This is a genomic window from Roseivivax lentus (genome assembly GCF_900156805.1).
GTDB classification, from domain to species: Bacteria; Pseudomonadota; Alphaproteobacteria; order Rhodobacterales; family Rhodobacteraceae; genus Roseivivax; species Roseivivax lentus.
The window spans coordinates 14,278-32,672 of record NZ_FTOQ01000025.1 but is presented as its reverse complement, the minus strand read 5'-3'; the positions used below and the strand labels follow the sequence as shown (position 1 = coordinate 32,672).

Below are 18,395 nucleotides of genomic sequence, written 5' to 3'. Positions count from 1 at the left end.
GCCTACCGGAAGCCGTGCAATAGCAGGTCCGCCGCGGCGAGCAGGTCATCGCGGACAAGGTCCGCACTACCAACGGCAATCCCGATCTCGGTCGGCGGAAGCGCCACCATCTGCGACACTAGGATGATATAGGGCGCGCCCGTGATCACGGTCTCCACATGCAGCTTCGGCACCAACGCGCCCCAATAGGTGCGCGGCACCACCGGCGCGCACAGGATATAGGGCGTCTCAATCCCCAGATCGGCCTGCAAGCGGCAGAGGAGGTGCAGACCGTCCTACGTCTGGAAGATCGTGCCTTGGCTCAGCCCATTCGCGCCACCTTAGGTTCCAACACAGCCGGAATTACTGCTGGAGCGACCAAGGGAAGTAGAACGCAAATCAAACTTGTCTGGCATGGTCTGCCACGATCTGTCGTCTATCGGCGTCCATTGTTGAGAATAACGTTAGGAATATGGTGATAGGCAAGCATGAACAGGCCAATTATGCACAACCTGAGGGGCCAATGTTACGGCAGGCCAGCTACTTTGCCGGCTTCTTGGAGGCGCACATAGCCGCGGAGAAAGCGGTCGAGTCGGTGATCTAAGAGATGTGGATCGGCGGTGTCTCAACCTGCCGCTTCAATGAGTTGGCGCAGGCGATGGGCCTTCAGGGCATGTCCAAGAGGGCGGTGTCGAAGCTCTGCAAATAGATCGATGAAAGGGCGAATGGGTTCCTCAACCGCCCGCTCTCCGGCGAATGGCCCTATGTTTGGCCGGATGTGACTTACCTGAAGGTGCGCCGAGGAAGCCGGATCGTCAGCGTGGCGGCAATAATCGCCGTTGCAGCCAGCACCGACTGGCGGCGCGGAATAATCGCGTTGGGGCTGGAGCCATCCGAAGATGAGACCTTCTGGATGGATTTTCGGCACGTGTTGAAAGCCCGTGGGTTCAACGGAAGCACGCTGGCTATCTCAGACGCCCATAGCGTTCTGAGTGGCAGCCATAGAGCCGGTCTCGTGAGCGGTCTGGTTTAGAATAACGATTGCTGAGAGCCGAGGCTCGGATATGGCCACCCACCGCGCTATTTGAGCACCTTGCGCGTGGCCATAACCTTGAAGAACCTCTTCTTCGCGACGTGCTCCGGCCCAGTTTTTGCTGGGCGTCTGCTCGCCCGGAAGGCTTCCCCTAACAATGACGAGGTCGACTTCTGACGACCCGGAAATCCAAGCGACTATGCGTGCATCGAGGCATTCAATAGTTGCGTCAGGCATGAGCGTCTCAACGCCTCGTGGTTTGAATCCACGGGCGATGTCCGCTAAGGGATCGGCTAGTGGCGTATTTTTTCGACATAAGCCGGCCGAATACGGCACTCGGAAACCTGACTTCACCCGCCTAGGCTGCCCAACTTCAACGCCTCCGAAAGGTCACATGTAGCCGCGTCGAAAAACGAAGTGAGATCTTAGTTTGACAATCCTTGTTTGTGGGATACTCCATTTGAGGACTACTCGCTGGTATTTTAAGAAGAAACCATGCTTATGAGAATATCTCAGGATTGACTCGCCCCGACAAGACGCTACCTATGGTTGCAAAAGAAGCTGAACGAGACCACGAGCATGTCGGACGCAAGAACCAGGGCAGACAAATGCGGCAAGGCCCGCACGCTTTTCGCCTTGGTCGTCGCCTCTAGCGGATTCTGGACAGTGCTTCTGCTGGTCGGTCTGGGCACGGACACGGGGTGGGGCTACGCACTGATTGCAGGCCTCGTCACAATGATCATTCTGTTTTCGCTCGTCTATATCTACCCCGGCCTGCGCAACAATATTACAAGCGGAGCAGCCAGCAATACTGCCTCAAACCGCTGACGATCCTTTCTGCGCACAACATTATCAATTTCTTTTACGCGGCGTCCGTGTCATTCTAGACCCGCACCGTGTCGCATCTTGCGATCTAGTATTGGTATGTGCGCATGTTAATTTCGGTCTGTAAGTTTTGCCATGTTCAAGCACTTAGCTCATATTTTCGCCGTGTTGCTTTTGCTCGGCGCCCTTTCCGCCTGCGATTCATCTGAGGATCGAGCAGAGAAACACTTCCGCAAGAGCGTTGAGCTTTACGAAGCTGGCGATACCGCGCGTGCAGCGGTTGAGTTGCGCAATGTTTTCAAGCTCAACGGCGCCCACCTCGACGCGCGCAAACTGATGGCGCGAATCGAAGAGGATAGAGGCAATCCAGCTGCGGCCTTCAACCAATACTTAGCGGTTACCGAGCACCATCCCGAAGACATTCAAGCAGTGCGCGGCGCAGCGCGGCTGGCAGCGATGCTGGGGAATTGGACTGCAGCGAGCCATCACGCCAAGGTCGCTGGCGAATTGCTGGCGGTCGGGCAGACCGATCAGGTGTTAAGAGAAATCAACCTCGCCCTTGCTTACCGACGTGCGCGTGAGGACCAAGATCCGCAAGAGATGCAACGCATTTCGCGGCAGATGGCGGACCTGCTGACGGACGACCCCACCCTTATCCTGGCACGCAGGGCGCAGATCGACGAGCGGCTCTACCGGCAGGATTGGACCTCCGCGCTGCAAGCCATCGACGCGGGCCTAGAACACAATCCTGACGAACGCGTTTATTATGGGCTTCGGCTTGTAGTGCTCAAGAAATTGGGGCGGTCCGATGCCATTGAGGCGCAGCTTCGGGATATGGTTGACCGTTTCCCCGACGAGGACAGCCTGCGAAGAACACTGCTGCGCTGGTACGTATCTCAGAATCGCACAGACGATGCCGAGGCTTATCTGCGGGATCGAATACAGCCGGATGTTCGTAATCCCGATGCGCGCCTCATGCTAGTCGACTTCCTTATCCAATTTCGCGGACCCGATGCCGCCCTTGCAGAGATCGACAAAATCCTCGCCGACACCGCACCCGCCGATCCGGACCGGCCGTTATACCAGGCGGCGCAGGCCATGCTGGCCTTTGAGGCTGGTGATCACGAGACCACAATCACCGAAATGCGCGCAATCGTCGACGGGGCGCAGTCCTCCGAACACCTCCCTGCGATCAAGATCGCGTTGGCGAAAATGATAGAGCAGTCCGGAGATCTGGTCGCTTCCCGGGCCCTCGTCCAAGAGGTTTTGGACGCCGACGCGACAAATGTCGAAGCCCTCAAGATGCGCGCCGAGTGGATGATTCAGGCGGATCGCCCTGAAGAAGCGCTGGTGGACCTGCGGCGCGCTCTTGATCAGGCACCGCGCAATGCGGATCTGTTCACCCTCATGGCCCATGCACATGAACGCCTCGGCAACAACAGCGTGATGGGCGAAATGCTGTCGCGAGCGCTCGAGGCGTCCAACAGCGCTCCCGAGGAATCAATGCGTTACGCGGCCTTCCTCATGGGAGAAGATCGGCTCCTACCTGCGGAAGACGTCTTGATCGGCGCGCTGAGGCTGAGACCGGACCACATTCAAATGCTCGTCATGCTGGGCGACTTGTACGTCCAACTTGAAGATTGGCGCAGGGCGCAAGGTGTCGTTGATCGATTGGCCCAACTCCAAGAAGCCGACGCCGCAGTCAATGCTCTTACCATCCGGGTCCTCGTCGGCCAGCGTCGGCAAGACGATCTTCGTGCCATGCTTGAACGGCTGTCTAGAAATACGAGCGGTGACAAGAGGGCCGTAGGATTGGCTGCAAGGGCGCGGCTGGATGAAGGGAATCTCCACGGAGCGTTGGACCTAATCGCTGACGGACTGGCTGAATTCCCAGATGACCCCGAGTTGCGACTCATCTCTGCGGGGCTGTCGGCGCTCAGCGGCGAGACCAATGAAGCACGAAAGACACTTCTGAAGCTCGTGGAAGAGAGCCCTAAAAATGAGCGGCCTTGGATCGCGTTATATTATCTGCATCAGAGCGAAGGAGAGCCCGAGCAGGCGGAAGAAGTGCTGGACCGAGCACGGAAAGCCTTGCCGGAAAGCTCTGTTTTGAACTTGGCATTAGCCGGACATCTTGAAAAAATGGGAAATTTCGAAGCGGCGATCGCTGTTTACGAGGACCTCTATAACCGAAATTCGGACTCCGCTGTGCTCGCCAACAACCTGGCAAGCTTGCTCTCTTCCTTCCGTGAGGACAAAGCCAGTCTCGAGCGGGCCCACGTCATTGCCCGCCGCCTACGTGGCACCAACGTACCTCAATTTCAGGACACCTATGGCTGGATCACTGCCAGGTTGGGCAACCATCGGGAAGCGTTGGACTATCTCGAGCCTGCCGCGAAGGCGCTTCCCGATGACCCGGTGGTGAACTACCATCTTGCTCGGACCCTCGCCATGGCCGGGAATAACAAATCGGCTCTAGAAACTTATCGAAAAACGCTACGACTAATAGAGACGAGCGGACGGCCCCTGCCCTTCAGAGATGAGATCAATACCGAAATAGTTCGATTGAGCAGCGATCTGGCTGTCCAAGAGTGATTTGTACCGTGCGGTGATAGGCGGCCGGGCTGACTGAATGGATAACAGAATTGCCGTTGTCGATAGAACAGGAAGCAAAGAATAGCTATGTGACCAGTATTCGTTTACAAGTATATCCCTTTAGATTTTTTGAAGGATATGAGGATAATATGTCCTTGAAGGATTCAATTATTGTATTCGGTTTTATTTGAAATTGTCCATTATCCGGTACTCTAAAGAAGCGCAACCGCGAACATTTCAACCTATGCGTGCAAGATAAATAATTTGTTGATTTTCCACGCCTTCCCAAGGATTATGAGTAAATCATTGAACTCAAGTCAGGTGTCTGAGACCGGCAGCCTGAATGCATTTTGGAGACCTATTGATGAAAACGGCTATTCTTGCCGGGGGCAAGGGCACTAGACTTGCCGAAGAAACAAGCATTCGTCCGAAACCGATGGTAGAGATCGGCGGAAAGCCGATCCTATGGCACATCATGCAAATCTATTCCCATTACGGGTTCAATGAATTTGCCGTCGCGCTTGGCTATAAGGGTGACGACATAAAGCGCTATTTCGTCGAATACGGGACACTGTCAGGCAACTTGACGGTCGATTTGAACAAATCGGACGCATTGATGCGTCACGAAAAAGACCATGCGCCCTGGAAGATCGATCTGATTGAGACCGGCGACGAAACCTTGACCGGCGGTCGGGTGAAACGTCTGCAACCCTACCTTGGTAATGAAACCTTCATGTTGACCTGGGGTGACGGGGTTTCAGACATCGATATCAAGAAGCTCATCGCCTTCCATAAGAGCCACGGCAAACTTGCCACTGTCACTGCAGTGCGACCACAGGCGCGCTATGGCCACATGCGATTTGACGGCGATCGGGTCACGGCTTTCGAGGAGAAGCCGCAGACCGCAGAAGGCTGGATCAATGGCGCGTTCTTCGTACTCGAACCGCAAGTTTTTGATTACATCGAAGGCGATATGGCCATGTTCGAACATGCGCCGCTAGAAAATCTCGCTAAGGACGGTCAACTTATGGCCTATCGTCATGAAGGCTTCTGGGCGGCGATGGATACTTTGCGTGACAAGCACACGCTGCAAAAAGCCTGGGAATCCGGCGAGCGTCCTTGGGCGGTTTGGGAAGAATGAACATGCGCGTATTGGTTACCGGACACCGCGGTTACATTGGAACCGTACTCACCCCGATGCTTCTGAATGCAGGATATGACGTCGCAGGCATCGACAGTGATCTCTACGAGCGTTGCACCTTCGAACCAGGCGGTAAAATGCCTGACATTCCTACTGTCCTCAAAGATATCCGGGCAATCACCCCAGCTGACCTTCTAGGCTTTGACGCGGTATTGCATCTGGCGGCGCTGTCGAACGATCCTCTTGGTGATTTCCGTCCCGAAACCACCTACGACATTAACTTCGAAGGCACGATGAAAGTGGCCCGCGCCGCCAAGGCAGCGGGGGTGGAACGCTTCGTCTTTTCCTCTTCATGCTCGAATTACGGTGCGTCGGGCTCCGACTTCATCGACGAAACCGGTGCCTTCAACCCGGTTACGCCTTACGGCGTATCGAAGGTCCGGTCGGAGAAGGCGCTGGCAGAGCTGGCGGATGACGGGTTCTGCCCAACCTTCCTGCGGTCTGCCACCGCATACGGCGTCAGTCCGCGGATCCGCTTCGACCTGGTTTTGAACAATCTTGTCGCCTGGGCGGTCACAACGGGTAACATCCACATGAAGTCCGATGGGACACCTTGGCGGCCGATCACGCATATCGAGGATATCTCGCGCGCGTTCCTGGCCACCCTGTCGACGCCGGTAGATCGGATCCGCAACGAGGCGTTCAATGTCGGCGTTACCGAGCACAACTACCAGATCAAGGAATTGGCTCAGATTGTGGCGGATGTCGTGCCGGGCTGTGAAGTGACGTTTGCCGACGACGCTGGCCCAGACAAGCGCAGCTACCGCGTGAATTGCGACAAGATACGTCGGGTCATGCCTCAGTTCGAACCGCAATGGAACGCCCGAAGCGGTGCCGAATCCCTTTATGAAGCCTACAAGGCGCAGCACCTTACTCTGGAGGAATTCGAAGGGCCGCGCTATCAGCGGATCGGGCATATCAAGAGCCTTATCGCTGACGGAATCATCGACCAGACGCTTACGCATTCCCAAAAAGCAATCGACGAACGCGCTGGAGCGTCGCCAGACGCGCATGGAGCCGGTTTCGCCGCTGATGCGGCCAAGGTTAGCTGCATCTCCTGCCATCACAAAGGCCTCCGCCCAATCCTCGATTTGGGCCGAATGCCTCGGTCCGACGGACTTCTTGAAGAAGGGGCGCTCGATCGTCAGGAATCGCTCGTTCCCCTTCGATTGGGATTTTGCCCAAACTGCACACTCGTACAGCTTCTGGAAACACGCCCGCCCGAAGAGATGTTTGGCGATGACTATCTTTACTTCTCATCGTTCTCTGAGGATCTGCTGAAGCATAGCCGCGAAAATGCCTTGGAGCTCATTGAGACGCGGGCCCTAGGATCGGAAAACCTAGTGGTCGAGATCGCGTCCAACGACGGCTACCTGCTGCAAAATTTCAAAGAAAAGGGCGTACCGGTCCTTGGTGTAGATCCGGCCAAACAACCTGCGAGCGCGGCTATCGAAAAGGGTATCGAGACAATCAACGATTTCTTTGGCACACGCTTAGCAGGCGATCTGGTCGGTCAGGGGCGAAAAGCCGATGTCATCATCGCCAACAATGTCGTCGCCCATGTTGCTGACCAGAATGACCTTGTGGCCGGGATGGCCGCCCTCCTCGCGGAGGATGGGATCATTTCAGTCGAATTCCCATACGTCCGGGACCTGATCGACTTCATCGAGTTCGACACGATCTATCATGAACATCTGTGCTATTTTTCGGTATGTTCTGCCAAATCACTCTTCGAACGCCACGGGCTCTTTCTTAACGACGTGCGTCGGTTGCCGATACACGGCGGATCTCTCCGGCTCTACTTCGGGAAGACCACCGCGCCATCCAACTCCGTCGTCCGTATCCTCGCTGAAGAACGCGAACTTGGCCTCGACAGCTTTGAATATTATGCCAACTTCGGCTCGCGCGTCCGCGCTTTCCGCGATGAGGCCCGCGCATTGATCGGCAAGCTGAAGGCCGACGGCAAACGCATCGCTGTCTACGGCGCCGCCGCCAAGGGTACGATCATGCTTAACTTTCTTGATCTCAACTCGCGCGCCATCGAATATGCCGTAGACCGCAACGTTCACAAGCAAGGCAAGTACATGCCGGGTGTGCGGGTTCGTATTGACGACCCCGATAGGCTTGCCTCTGACCGACCAGACTACGTGATCATTCTGCCCTGGAACTTCCGGGACGAGATCATTCGTCAACAACAGCACTTTCTGGCGAACGGCGGCAAGTTTGTGGTGCCGATCCCCGAACTCGAAATCGTCTCGAACTGATGGTGGAAGAGTTGCGCGCTTGCCCGGCCTGTGAATCCCAAGCCGTGGCTGAGATTTACCGGCTGGATGCAGTCCCGGTTCAGAGTTGCATTCTGTTGGACAGCGAAGCGGAGGCTCGGTCGTTTCCGCGTCGGCCGCTCCAGCTCAAGTTCTGCGACGACTGCGGTTTCGTGTTCAACGCTGTGTTCGATCTCGCTTTGGTGGACTATGCCTCGACCACCGAGGAGAGCCAGCATTTCTCGGGAACCTTCAACCGCTTCGCAAAAAATCTCGCTTCCGAGATCGCTTCGATTTACGATCTTAAGGGCAAGCAGACGGTGGAAATCGGCTGCGGCAAGGGCGAGTTCTTGCAGGAACTGTCCCAACAGACGGGCACCCGAGGCCTAGGTGTCGATCCAGGTTTCATTCCCGACCGTCTGCCGGGGGCCGACGGTCACGATATCTATTTCCAACGCGAATACTTCGACTCTACAACCATTACCGATCCACCGGACTTCGTGGTCTGCCGCCACACGCTGGAGCACATCCCTGAGGTCGGTCGGTTCATGAACGATATCGCTCGGATGATCGGCAACCGCAGTGACGTAGGCATTTTTTTCGAGACACCCGATGTACGACGCGTCCTCGATGAGGGCGCATTCTGGGACATTTACTACGAGCACTGCTCGTATTTCACTTTGGGCTCACACGCGCGACTATTCCGCCGACACGGCATGGACGTCACGAAACTCTATCTGGCCTATGACAACCAGTACATCATCCAGTATGCCAAGCCGACCATTGGCAGCCGTCCCCTGCCGGAAGAAGACGATCTGGACACTCTGCGCGCGCTAGCAAAGACCTTCCCCAGGAAGGTCGCTGAAACCCGCGCCTATTGGACCGATTTCGTCCAAACCCGGCATGCAGCAGGCAAACGCGTGGCGATCTGGGGGGGCGGTTCAAAGGGCGTGTCCTTCCTAACAACCAACGGGCTCGGGCCGGAGGTGGCGCAGGTCGTCGACATCAATCCTTTCAAACAAGGCCGTTTCCTGCCCGGTACCGGACACCGCGTCTGCGGCCCCGAAAGCCTGAAGCACGCTCCGCCAGATACGGTGATCGTGATGAACCCGATCTACCTCGACGAAATTGGCAGTGATCTCGCTAAGAATGGGCTTGCCCCCGAACTGGTGGCTGTCTGATGAGCCTGAAGACGACATGCCCCGTCTGCGGCGGAACCGACCTTCGTGGTGTATTCATCCTCGGCAACGTGCCCGTAATCTGCAATCAACTCTGGCCTAACGCTGAGACTGCCCGCGCCGCGCCTGCCGGCGACGTGGACCTGATGCGTTGCGGCGCCTGTGCGATGATCTGGAACACGGCCTTCGAACCCGATCGCATGGTCTACGCGCCCGGCTACGAGAACGCGCTGCATTTTTCACCCAAGTTCCAGGCCTTCGCCGAAGATCTTGCAAAGGGCTTGGTTGAGCGCTTCGGCTTGAAGGGCCGCCACGTCGTCGAGATCGGCTGCGGCGACGGCCATATGCTCGACCTGTTGGTGAAGCACGGTGCGGCCACCGCCACTGGCTTTGACCCATCCATGGAAGGCAAAGAGACACCCTTCACCGCCCGCGACGGGGTCGAAATCGTGCCGGAATACTTCCGCTCCGACCAGTTGAACCGCTCCTTTGACGCGATCCTCTGCCGTCATGTGCTGGAGCATCTCGATGCGCCGATGCCATTGCTGCACGATATCCGCCGCGCCATCGGAGACCGCGACGTACCGGTCTATTTCGAGGTCCCCAACGCCGGGTGGATGCTGCGCGCAGTTTCGATGTGGGACGTGATCTACGAGCACGTCGGCTACTGGACCGCCGCCTCGATGGAGACAGCTTTTCGCCGCGCCGGCTTCGAGCCGGCCTCGGTGCGCGAAGGCTATGACGGCCAGTTCCTGATGCTAGAGGCAGCCCCGGCCGCGCCGGACCCGGCCTGGGTCTCGCCGGATGCGACAGAAGTGGCGGCGGACGCCGACGCATTCGCCAAGGAAGCCAATGGCCTACTCGAGAAGTGGCGCAACCGTCTCGGCCAGCTCGACGGCACCGCAGTGATATGGGGCGCTGGCTCGAAGGGCATCACCTTCGCCAACGCGCTCGGCCAGGCGGCTGAGCCGCTCGTTGCCCTCGTTGACTTAAACCCGCGCAAGCACGGGCTCCATGCTCCTGGCGTCGCGCTGGCTGTGGTAGCCCCGGACGCGCTTGCGAAAGTGAGACCCGACCTCTTGCTCATTTCCAATGCGCTTTATGAGGCCGAGATCACGGCCCATGTGCGTGGGTTAGCGCTCGATACTGAAATTGCGGTGGTAGCAGGCTGATATTGTGAGTCTTTTAGGTGCGTTCGCTGCAATTCGCCACAACCGCAGAGCCTCACGGAATGAACGGCCGTTCTCAAAGACGTGCAGCGGCGCCACACCCGCTGAAAATATGATCAAGTCACGGGCGCGCCAAGAATTTACCATATTGATATCAAAGGGTTCACTAACTGGAGCTGTCTGAAGATTTCGCCTATACTGAGTTATTATTTACCATGTGTTGTCGCGTCAGCGATTCCTTCTGAAGGTTTGCGTAGGTTTCATGTCGTCAGCGAATATCTACCTTGATTTCTTCGGCTTCGATAACCGCCCGTTTTCGCTTGTTCCTGACTCAGACTTCCTTTTCTGGTCAGAACAACATAAGCGCGCGTATGCCATCTTGGAGTTCGGCATTTTTTCGAGCGCGCCTATAACGCTGATTACCGGCGAAATCGGCACCGGAAAGACGACACTGATCCAAAAGTTGCTGGACGACGCTTCTCGTGATCTGACGTTCGGTTTGGTTTCCAACGCTCATGGCGACCGAGGAGAACTCCTCCAATGGATATTGAATGCGCTTTCGGTCAGCTTCGAGTCAAAGGCCAGCTACGTCGAAATGTTTCAGATCTTGCAGGATTACCTTTTGGAACAATATGCCGATGGTCAGCGCGTCATTATTGTATTCGACGAAGCACAAAACCTGACGCTTGAGGGGCTTGAAGAGCTTCGGCTACTCACCAACATCAACTCCAAAAACGATGTCTTGATCCAGCTAATATTGTCTGGCCAGCCTGAATTGCGTGACATGGTGAAAAGCCGGTCGATGCAGCAACTTGCGCAGCGCGTCGCCGCCAGTTTTCATCTTGGACCAATGGACGCTGAGACCACGATCGAATACCTCTCACACCGGTTGAAAACAGCCGGCGGGACGGGTTTAGAATTTACTCCAGCTGCTTGCAAAATGATCCATGGAGAAGCTGGGGGTGTGCCACGACTAGTCAACCAACTGTGTGAATTCTGTTTGCTCTACGCCTGGGAAGCCGAAAGCCGGGTCGTGGATGAAATCACCGTCCGAAATGTCTTGGACGACGACATATTCTTCAAAGGATATCAGCCAGCCAGCCCTCCGTTGGCTCTCATAGAAGCAGGGGGCGACAGCAATGGATGATTTGAGGTTTTACCTCTCACTTTTCCTGCGGCGGCTGCCCTATTTTCTGGTGGTCGCCACCATCGTTTCAACCATCTCGATCACCGTGGCCGTGTCGTTGCCCCCTGCCTATGTCAGCCAGATGCGGCTTGTGGTTGAATCACCGCAGATTCCCGAGGACCTTGCGGCGTCGACCGTACGCACGCCTGCGCTCGAACAGTTACAGATCATTGAACAGAGACTTTTGACCCGCGCCAACCTGCTGGACCTCGCGCGGCGGCTGCAGGTCCTGCCCAATATCGACGAAATGAATCCAGACGAAATCGTCCGGGCGATGCGCTCCCGAACGATTATTGAGACATCGTCGGCACGTAGCCCCGCAAAGATGATGTTCGTGAGCTTCGAGGCGCCGGAGGCGCACAAAGCTGCCGAGGTCCTGAACGAATACCTAACGACCATCCTTGAGGCTGATGCCGAATTCCGCCGCGGCAGGGCCAGCGACACGCTGGAGTTTTTTTCCCAGCAAGTAGCGCGTGTCGGCGACGAGCTGAGTGAAGCGAGCGCCAAGATCATCGCGCTTAAGCAAGAGAATTCGGATGCGCTGCCCGAAAGCCTGGATTTCCGCCTGGAAAAGCGTTCGGAACTTCAAGAGCGCGTGATCCAGACCGAGCGCGACATCTCGCGCTTGCGCGGCCAACGCGCTCGTCTGTTGGAAATCTACGAGACGACAGGACGCACCGACCGCTTGTTGCCCCAGGAACCACCGAGCTTGGCGGAACAGCAGCTTAGCCAGGCCGAAACCGAGCTCGCGCAAGCGCTTTTGGTATTTTCCGAGCAAAACCCAAAAGTCAAACTGCTGCGCGGGAAGGTCGAGGTGATGAAGGCCGAAGTCGCTGGCGAACAAGCTGTTGTTTCGCCGTCAGACGACGATCAGCCTAACGATCCTCAACGCAACCTGATTAATGCGCAACTTGACGAGATCGACGCAGAAATAGAACAGACCGAAATCCAGGTCGCGGCGCTGCAATCCGAAATCGCAGCCTTGACCGACTCCATCGAGCGGACACCCGAAGTAGCCGCACAGCTGTCAGCGCTGGAACGGGCTTATGAATTGCTCGTAACCCAATACACGATAGCGGAAGAGCAGGTGTCGAGAGCGCAAACTGGAGATCTGATTGAGTCGCGCTCGCGCGGGCAGAGAATAGCTGTGATCGAACAGCCGAACCTGCCCAACGCTCCGAGCAAGCCAAACCGCATCCTAATCGCCGGTGGCGGAAGTATTCTTGGACTGCTGGCCGGCCTCGGGCTGGTTGTACTTCTGGAATTATTGAAAGCTACGACAATCCGTCGACCCGAGGACCTGGTAGCACGGTTCGACATCGTGCCGTTCACCACAGTTCCCTATATCTTGACGCGCCGGCAGCTCATTCTTCAGCGAGGCATCAAAGCGTCGCTGATACTTACGATACTCATCGGCATTCCAGCGATGATATATGCGGTGCACGTGTATTATCTGCCGATAGACCTTTTGGCGGAAAAGTTGATGAACAGATTGGGCGTGCGCTGGTAAGACGCGCTGTAAAGGAGACCCGCGGGCATGGAACGGCTACAGGCTGCAATCGACAAGGCTCGTGCCCAAAGAGACGGAGAATTGGGCATCGAGACCCAATCTCAAAGGTCCAGGCCCAAACCGGCCTCTTCCGCAGAGCAGGAAGCTGCCTGGCTGGCCGTCCCTGAAATCAAGCTGAGAAGTTCCCTTCTCAGCAGTAAACGCGTGTTCACAGTGCAAAGTGGGCCAATAGCGGCGCCCTTCGATATTTTGCGAACCCGCGTTATCCAGCAGGCGCAGAGCAATGGCTGGCGCCGCATCGCCGTGGTATCGCCACGCAGCGGCTCGGGAAAGACCACGACGGTGGCCAATTTGGCGTTCGGCCTTGCGCGTCAGCAAGGGATCCGAACCATTGCCATGGACGCGGATTTACGACGCAACGGGCTAGGCCGCGTGCTTGGGCAGAAGGGCGATGTGCCGATGTCCGATGTGCTAAACGGTCTGATACCCTTTTCTCACGCAGCCCGGCGCTACGGCAGCAACCTTATATTTGGTCTGGGCTTCGGCGCGGCCGGTAACCCGGCGGCAATCCTGCAAAGTGCAATATCTGACGACGTACTCAGAGGTATCGAAGCGAAGTTTGGCCCCGATATCTTCCTTTTCGATATGCCGCCACTCTCGGCCAGTGATGACAATCTGGGTTTCCTGACCCGCGTCGATGCAGCGTTGATCGTCGTGGAAGCTGAGAAAACAAGGTCGAAGGAATTCGATGTGGCCGAGCGCCAAGTCAGCGAGCTGACCAATGTCATGGGCGTAGTGCTGAACAAGTGCGTCTACACGTCTGGCGCCTATGGCTACGAGGAAGGCTATTACTGACGTTCCAGAGGTGACCGAAACAATTCTCAGATCGCCGAAACCAAGAGCTCCGTCCTAGAACAAGAGCTTCAGTGCGGCACGAATCGAGGCAAATATCCGAGGCTTTGTTCGACGAAGCCTTGCAGCCGCGCCTCGGCGTCCGCCTCAGTTTCGTCGGGATTGATCGCGGTGACGTAGCGCACTAAGGCACCGTCGGTACGGCCAAGGACAACTCCATCCACCAGCACACTGAATTTCGCCAAGACGTCGTTGGTCATCCGTTTGCCGCGCTGCTCGAACCAGTAATAAACCAACTGTTGCGACAATTCTTTCTGGATCACCGCGCGGTTTACCTTGAACGAGCCATATCCCACCATGGTCATGTCGATCAGGTGCGGCTCCAACGCGAAGATTTCCCAACCACCAACCGGCAGACAGACCTCCGGCGAATGAAGTCCTTCGCCTTCGACCTGGGAGTCATAGAAAGCTACGAACATATTTACCTGGGCGCGCGCAACAGGTGATTGATAGGAGACATTGAGATAGTCGCTGGCACCCAGAACGGCCTCGATCTCAGGCGACAGCTGCTCGCTGTAGCCTGACCAATCGCCAATCTGGTGCGGGAAGAGACTGAATCGCTCCCGATCCAGCGTCAGCGCATCGGATTCGCCGCGCGCTATCCACACCGCCGAGACCGCCAGCGTCGCCACGGCGCCGATAGCCAAGGCACCCGTGGGGCGGATAAAACGAATACGTCCCAAGATCGACAAGAACCCCTCGGTATCGAGGTCGATCAAATCTGCCATCGGCTTCGGGCTGTCCGTCAGCCGCTGTAGCCCCGCAGCTGTCGCGAACAAGATACCGATGCAGGACACGAAGATCACCCAGCCTTCGAAGAAATGCAGAAATCCTTCAGCCTGTGCGATACCATAGCGGTCGACCAGGATACCGATGACGCCGATCCGGAATGAATTCATTAATACCGTCAGGGGAGCTGCCATCAGCAGAAGCAGAATCTTGTGCCAAACCGGCCCGCGATAGAGGATTGAGAAGAGATAGGAGAAGCTCAGGATAGGAAAGAGGTACCGTAAACCGGAACAAGCCTCGGCCACTTGCAGTTTATAGATGCCAAGGTCGATAACATTTCCTTCCAGGAAAACCGGGATTCCTGCAAGTCCGACGAGCCATACCCCCACGAGCGAAGAAATCCACTGCAGGAAGATCGTAAGTTTCCAGTAGAGGACCTGCGGCAAGGGCAACATGAAGATAAGGTGCACGACACCCAGTTGGTAACGTCTGCCCAGCTGCCAACCGAAGACGGTCAGCACCACTCCACCGACCCAGATAATGATAGCGTAGGTCACGATATCCGGGATGTGAGCCAGGTTGCCCAAGACGGCAACGACCAGAGAGGTCAAGACCACAAGGATACCTGGCAGGCGATTGATTGGGCCCGCTTTCGCCTCAGGCATCTGACGCATTTGGCGCAAAAAGAGATACAGCGACACTATGGGGATCAGCGGCCCGTGGCTGTATTCGGGCGTGCTCCACGCTGCCCAGAGCGACTCCAGGCCAATCCAGAAGATCGGCAGCGATCCAATGACCAGCAGCGCAAACAGCAAAAGTCCTATGGCATTGAAGCCATACCGGCTGAGCTCGAAGTGATGGTCAGAGCGGACGCTCATAGGCTTCAGCTTTCGCTAGTAATGTTCATAAGTAGCAATCGAAATTGCGCTTTGGGAAATATCCCAAGGCGGCGTACGGCGTACGGCTTGCGGATCGGGGCGTAGGCGCATGATCGGAAACTCCAAGATGCAAAGCCGTTCGTGCGCTTCCTCATAGTCGCATGCCGTGGCCTGAGCCTCTGATTGTTCACACGTATCGAAGATGTCCTTTCGTTCAAGCTTATTGATCGAAGCTCGTAGGCGAAAGTACCCCAACACCACAGCAGCAGGCAAGAAAGACGCAAGGCGCTGCGCGCTGTCGGCTTGCCAACCCCTGCCCGGCCAGACTGCATCAAGCCACATGGCGACCGCGTTTTCCAAATCGGTCACCAATTCCCGAACAGCCTGGCAGAGCGACTAGGCCCAAGAAATAAGCGAACGAAATTGATGATGATTTCCTTTACCAGCGCGTTGCCTTCAGATCTGCGCCTCACATAAAATCCGCACATTTCTTGAAAGCAGCGAACTCTATCGCGGCCGGAGGGCAAGACAATCGCTCCCCGCACTCTTTGCCAGAATGCTCGCCACCGAGGGAAAATCAGTCGCGGGGCCTGTTTACCGGAGAACCATTCGGTTCGGGCATCGTATTCTTCACTGTCTCGCATTGAGCGGTCACGGTGATCCCGCTTAAAGAACAGCCGCTTCTCTATCTCCACGAAAGCACCAAGCATGAGAAGCTCTTCAATAAGGATAGTGTCAGATGCAATGTAGTTACCAATGAGAGACGTCTGTCGGAGCATATCGGTCCGGATGACACCGTATATCGGGATCCAAAACCCCTCAATCGCTTCCTTACCCCATGCCTTACGCTGATCGACGCCGACAAACAGGTCGTGGTAGCGCTTGAGTCGCAACGCGGGTTCTACCGCATCGAGTGCGAGTCCGGCGTTCAGTTCAATGATTGTATCGCCGTATTCGTCGATTTTGGCCGACTGGGCATAGGCGAGGATCGCTGACCGGTTGCTCGAAAGAGCCGCCACGGCGCTTTCGACATAGGTGGGATCCCATAGGTCGTCGTGATTCGCCCATGCAAAAAGTGTGCCCTTGGCGACCATAGCGACGCGATTAAAATTACCAGCCGCGCCGATGTTCGCGCTGGTGCAGGAATAGCTTATTCTGGGGTCGGCGCCCGACAATCGCTTGCAGATATCCGGGGTGGCGTCGGTGGAGCAATTGTCGGAGATGACTATCTCAATGTTCGGATAGGTCTGCGCCTGCAAAGACGCGACAGCCTGTTCAATATAAGCTGCTCCATTGTAGACAGGAAGACCAATGGAAACGAGAGGCAAGGCCTTCAAGTTCGCGTTCGGTTTGGAGCCGTCAAGCGCGCCAGGCCGAATATTTGTCACGAGCGAATTCTCCCTAATAGGGATTGCATATCTTTTCTTTCATCCATGTCGAGGCATTGTCCGAAGAGAACCAGAAGATAGATAGAGGCTCCGATAATTCCTTGGGTAATAAGTGTGCCCCAGCTCTCGGGAGGGAATGTGATGCGCATCGCGGCCCACGCCAACGCGCCAATGGCGGCGGGAACCATCCCCCGCACAAGGGTATTAGACGCGAAGTCTTTGAAGCTGCGCTGCGTAAGGCGAAGGCATAATTGCCAGAAAAAGCTCAGTTGCGACACGATGGTCACCAGCATCAGGGCCATGGTCACCCCTACCGCACCAAGCTCGAAAACATATGCAAGAATCAGCATCAAGACAAAGCCGAGGCACTGGAACATGAAAGCCGGTAGAAAAAACTCGCGGACTGCCTTTTTGGCCATCGCCGTGGACGCCAGCAGAATTGTGGGTTGGCTGAATGGAAAGGTGACCATGAACATGATCAAAATCCAAGCCGCAGTTTCATAGCCCGGGCCCATGTAGAGCCGCACAAAGATATCGGCATAAATCGCCAGAGGTACCGCCAGAATGAGGGCGGCCCAAAGCGCATACCGCCCACCCCGAAGGACGGCCGCGCCAAGTCGAGCGTTGTCCGCGACCGCGTTCATCGCCGTAACAATCGGAAGCAACGGCATCGCGGCCAGTTTTATCGTGCTTTCGATCTGGCGAAAGAACGTTGCACCAACGTAATAGGCTGTCACATCCGCTGCGGTACTAGTCAGGTTGAGAATGAGCGTCGCCGCATGGGTATGCATGATCGCCCCCAGCCGGTCCAGAGTCGTCCAGAAACCGAAACGGGTCATTTCTCGTGCCAGCGGCCAGGAAAACAGTCGCCATTCAAATCCAAGCTCCGGAACAATGCGGAACGACCTGAAGAGCATGATCGTGTTCGTCAAGCTTTCGGCGATTACCGCGGCAATCACGACCCAAATGACCGACGGTCCCAAGATAAGAAGCATACCGACGGTGAGCGCCGCACGCACCAGGTCGCGTATGACGTCAAGCAGGTTCTTTTCGTAGTACCGAAGGCTAACGGCATACGCCGAAGTGAAAGGCACAATTACTGTCTGGTAAGTGAAACTAAACAGCAAAAGACTGAACATGAGCCGCGCATCGCCAAGCATTCCGGGAGAGACGTTGAACACTTTTTCGATGTTTGCCGCGAAGAGCACGCCCAAGGGCAAAAGGATACAGCTGACGCCAGCAAGAACAGGGAAGAGCGAGGACGTCACCCGCCGCATTCCCTCCACATCACCTTTGGCGTAAGCGTCGACCATATATCGGGCGATTCCGCCAATAAAGAACGAAAAGAAGAGTGGACCGAAGACCATCAAAGAATTTACGAGCGGAAGAACCGCAAATTCCTCGGCCGACAGATGCCTTAGCAGGAACTGATAGACCCAAAGCAGCACCACGAAGTTGACGAGGCGCGCAAACACGCTGCTTGCGGAATTGATAGCCACAAGCGACTTGGAGATGACGAGAGACGCCTGCCCGCTCATTCCAGCACTCTAC

The 18,395-nt window shown here is 56.2% G+C and carries 14 protein-coding genes and 1 pseudogene; 10 read left to right on the top strand and 5 right to left on the bottom strand.

What is annotated here, in order from left to right; translation table 11 throughout:
- Positions 1-2: 2 nt before the first annotated feature.
- Positions 3-251 (bottom strand): hypothetical protein, encoded by a 249-nt coding sequence (locus BW990_RS20085; RefSeq protein WP_234990324.1) that lies wholly within the window; start codon positions 249-251, stop codon positions 3-5.
- Between the two features lie 248 nt (positions 252-499).
- On the opposite strand from BW990_RS20085, the pseudogene BW990_RS22395 reads away from it, so the two are divergent.
- The 10 genes and pseudogenes from BW990_RS22395 to BW990_RS20030 all read left to right on the top strand — a co-directional run.
- Positions 500-979: pseudogene (locus tag BW990_RS22395) on the top strand (transposase); the annotation flags it as partial.
- Between the two features lie 612 nt (positions 980-1,591).
- A complete protein-coding gene (locus BW990_RS20075; RefSeq protein ID WP_159441703.1) occupies positions 1,592-1,840 on the top strand; it encodes a hypothetical protein in 249 nt (82 codons plus the stop codon).
- Positions 1,841-1,972: 132 nt separating this feature from the next.
- Positions 1,973-4,432 carry a tetratricopeptide repeat protein gene (locus BW990_RS20070; RefSeq protein WP_076451152.1) on the top strand — a complete coding sequence of 820 codons (2,460 nt, stop codon included), beginning with the start codon at positions 1,973-1,975 and terminating at the stop codon, positions 4,430-4,432.
- Positions 4,433-4,796: 364 nt separating this feature from the next.
- Positions 4,797-5,573 (top strand): glucose-1-phosphate cytidylyltransferase, encoded by a 777-nt coding sequence (gene rfbF / locus BW990_RS20065; protein WP_076451176.1) that lies wholly within the window; start codon positions 4,797-4,799, stop codon positions 5,571-5,573.
- Positions 5,570-7,897, top strand: a complete 2,328-nt coding sequence (locus BW990_RS22150) for an NAD-dependent epimerase/dehydratase family protein (protein ID WP_200798082.1) — start codon at positions 5,570-5,572, stop codon at positions 7,895-7,897. The genes rfbF and BW990_RS22150 overlap by 4 nt, the downstream gene beginning before the upstream one ends.
- On the top strand, positions 7,897-9,075 hold the full coding sequence (locus tag BW990_RS20050) for a class I SAM-dependent methyltransferase (protein WP_076451150.1): 1,179 nt from the start codon (positions 7,897-7,899) through the stop codon (positions 9,073-9,075). Before BW990_RS22150 ends, BW990_RS20050 begins: the two co-directional genes overlap by 1 nt.
- Positions 9,075-10,244: a class I SAM-dependent methyltransferase gene (locus tag BW990_RS20045; protein ID WP_076451148.1), complete on the top strand. Its 1,170-nt coding sequence runs from the start codon at positions 9,075-9,077 to the stop codon at positions 10,242-10,244. Before BW990_RS20050 ends, BW990_RS20045 begins: the two co-directional genes overlap by 1 nt.
- 259 nt (positions 10,245-10,503) lie before the next feature.
- Positions 10,504-11,388, top strand: coding sequence for an ExeA family protein (locus BW990_RS20040; RefSeq protein ID WP_076451143.1), 885 nt, complete (start codon positions 10,504-10,506; stop codon positions 11,386-11,388).
- Positions 11,381-12,937, top strand: coding sequence for a GumC family protein (locus BW990_RS20035; protein ID WP_076451141.1), 1,557 nt, complete (start codon positions 11,381-11,383; stop codon positions 12,935-12,937). The genes BW990_RS20040 and BW990_RS20035 overlap by 8 nt, the downstream gene beginning before the upstream one ends.
- Before the next feature lie 27 nt (positions 12,938-12,964).
- Entirely contained in the window at positions 12,965-13,792 is an 828-nt protein-coding gene (locus BW990_RS20030) for a CpsD/CapB family tyrosine-protein kinase (RefSeq protein ID WP_076451139.1), read from the top strand.
- Positions 13,793-13,860: 68 nt separating this feature from the next.
- Here the strand turns inward: BW990_RS20030 and xrtD are convergent, their stop codons facing one another.
- Genes xrtD through BW990_RS20015 form a run of 4 tightly spaced genes read right to left on the bottom strand, consistent with a single transcriptional unit; the run spans position 13,861 to position 18,382 of the window.
- The gene (xrtD, locus tag BW990_RS20025; RefSeq protein ID WP_076451137.1) at positions 13,861-15,456 is read right to left on the bottom strand and encodes a VPLPA-CTERM-specific exosortase XrtD; all 1,596 of its coding nucleotides are present in this window, start codon (positions 15,454-15,456) and stop codon (positions 13,861-13,863) included.
- A 15-nt stretch (positions 15,457-15,471) separates the two neighbouring features.
- Positions 15,472-15,825 carry a hypothetical protein gene (locus BW990_RS21680; RefSeq protein ID WP_143526300.1) on the bottom strand — a complete coding sequence of 118 codons (354 nt, stop codon included), beginning with the start codon at positions 15,823-15,825 and terminating at the stop codon, positions 15,472-15,474.
- Positions 15,822-16,844 carry a glycosyltransferase family 2 protein gene (locus BW990_RS20020; protein ID WP_076451135.1) on the bottom strand — a complete coding sequence of 341 codons (1,023 nt, stop codon included), beginning with the start codon at positions 16,842-16,844 and terminating at the stop codon, positions 15,822-15,824. Before BW990_RS20020 ends, BW990_RS21680 begins: the two co-directional genes overlap by 4 nt.
- On the bottom strand, positions 16,841-18,382 hold the full coding sequence (locus BW990_RS20015) for a lipopolysaccharide biosynthesis protein (protein ID WP_076451133.1): 1,542 nt from the start codon (positions 18,380-18,382) through the stop codon (positions 16,841-16,843). Before BW990_RS20015 ends, BW990_RS20020 begins: the two co-directional genes overlap by 4 nt.
- Positions 18,383-18,395 lie beyond the last annotated feature (13 nt).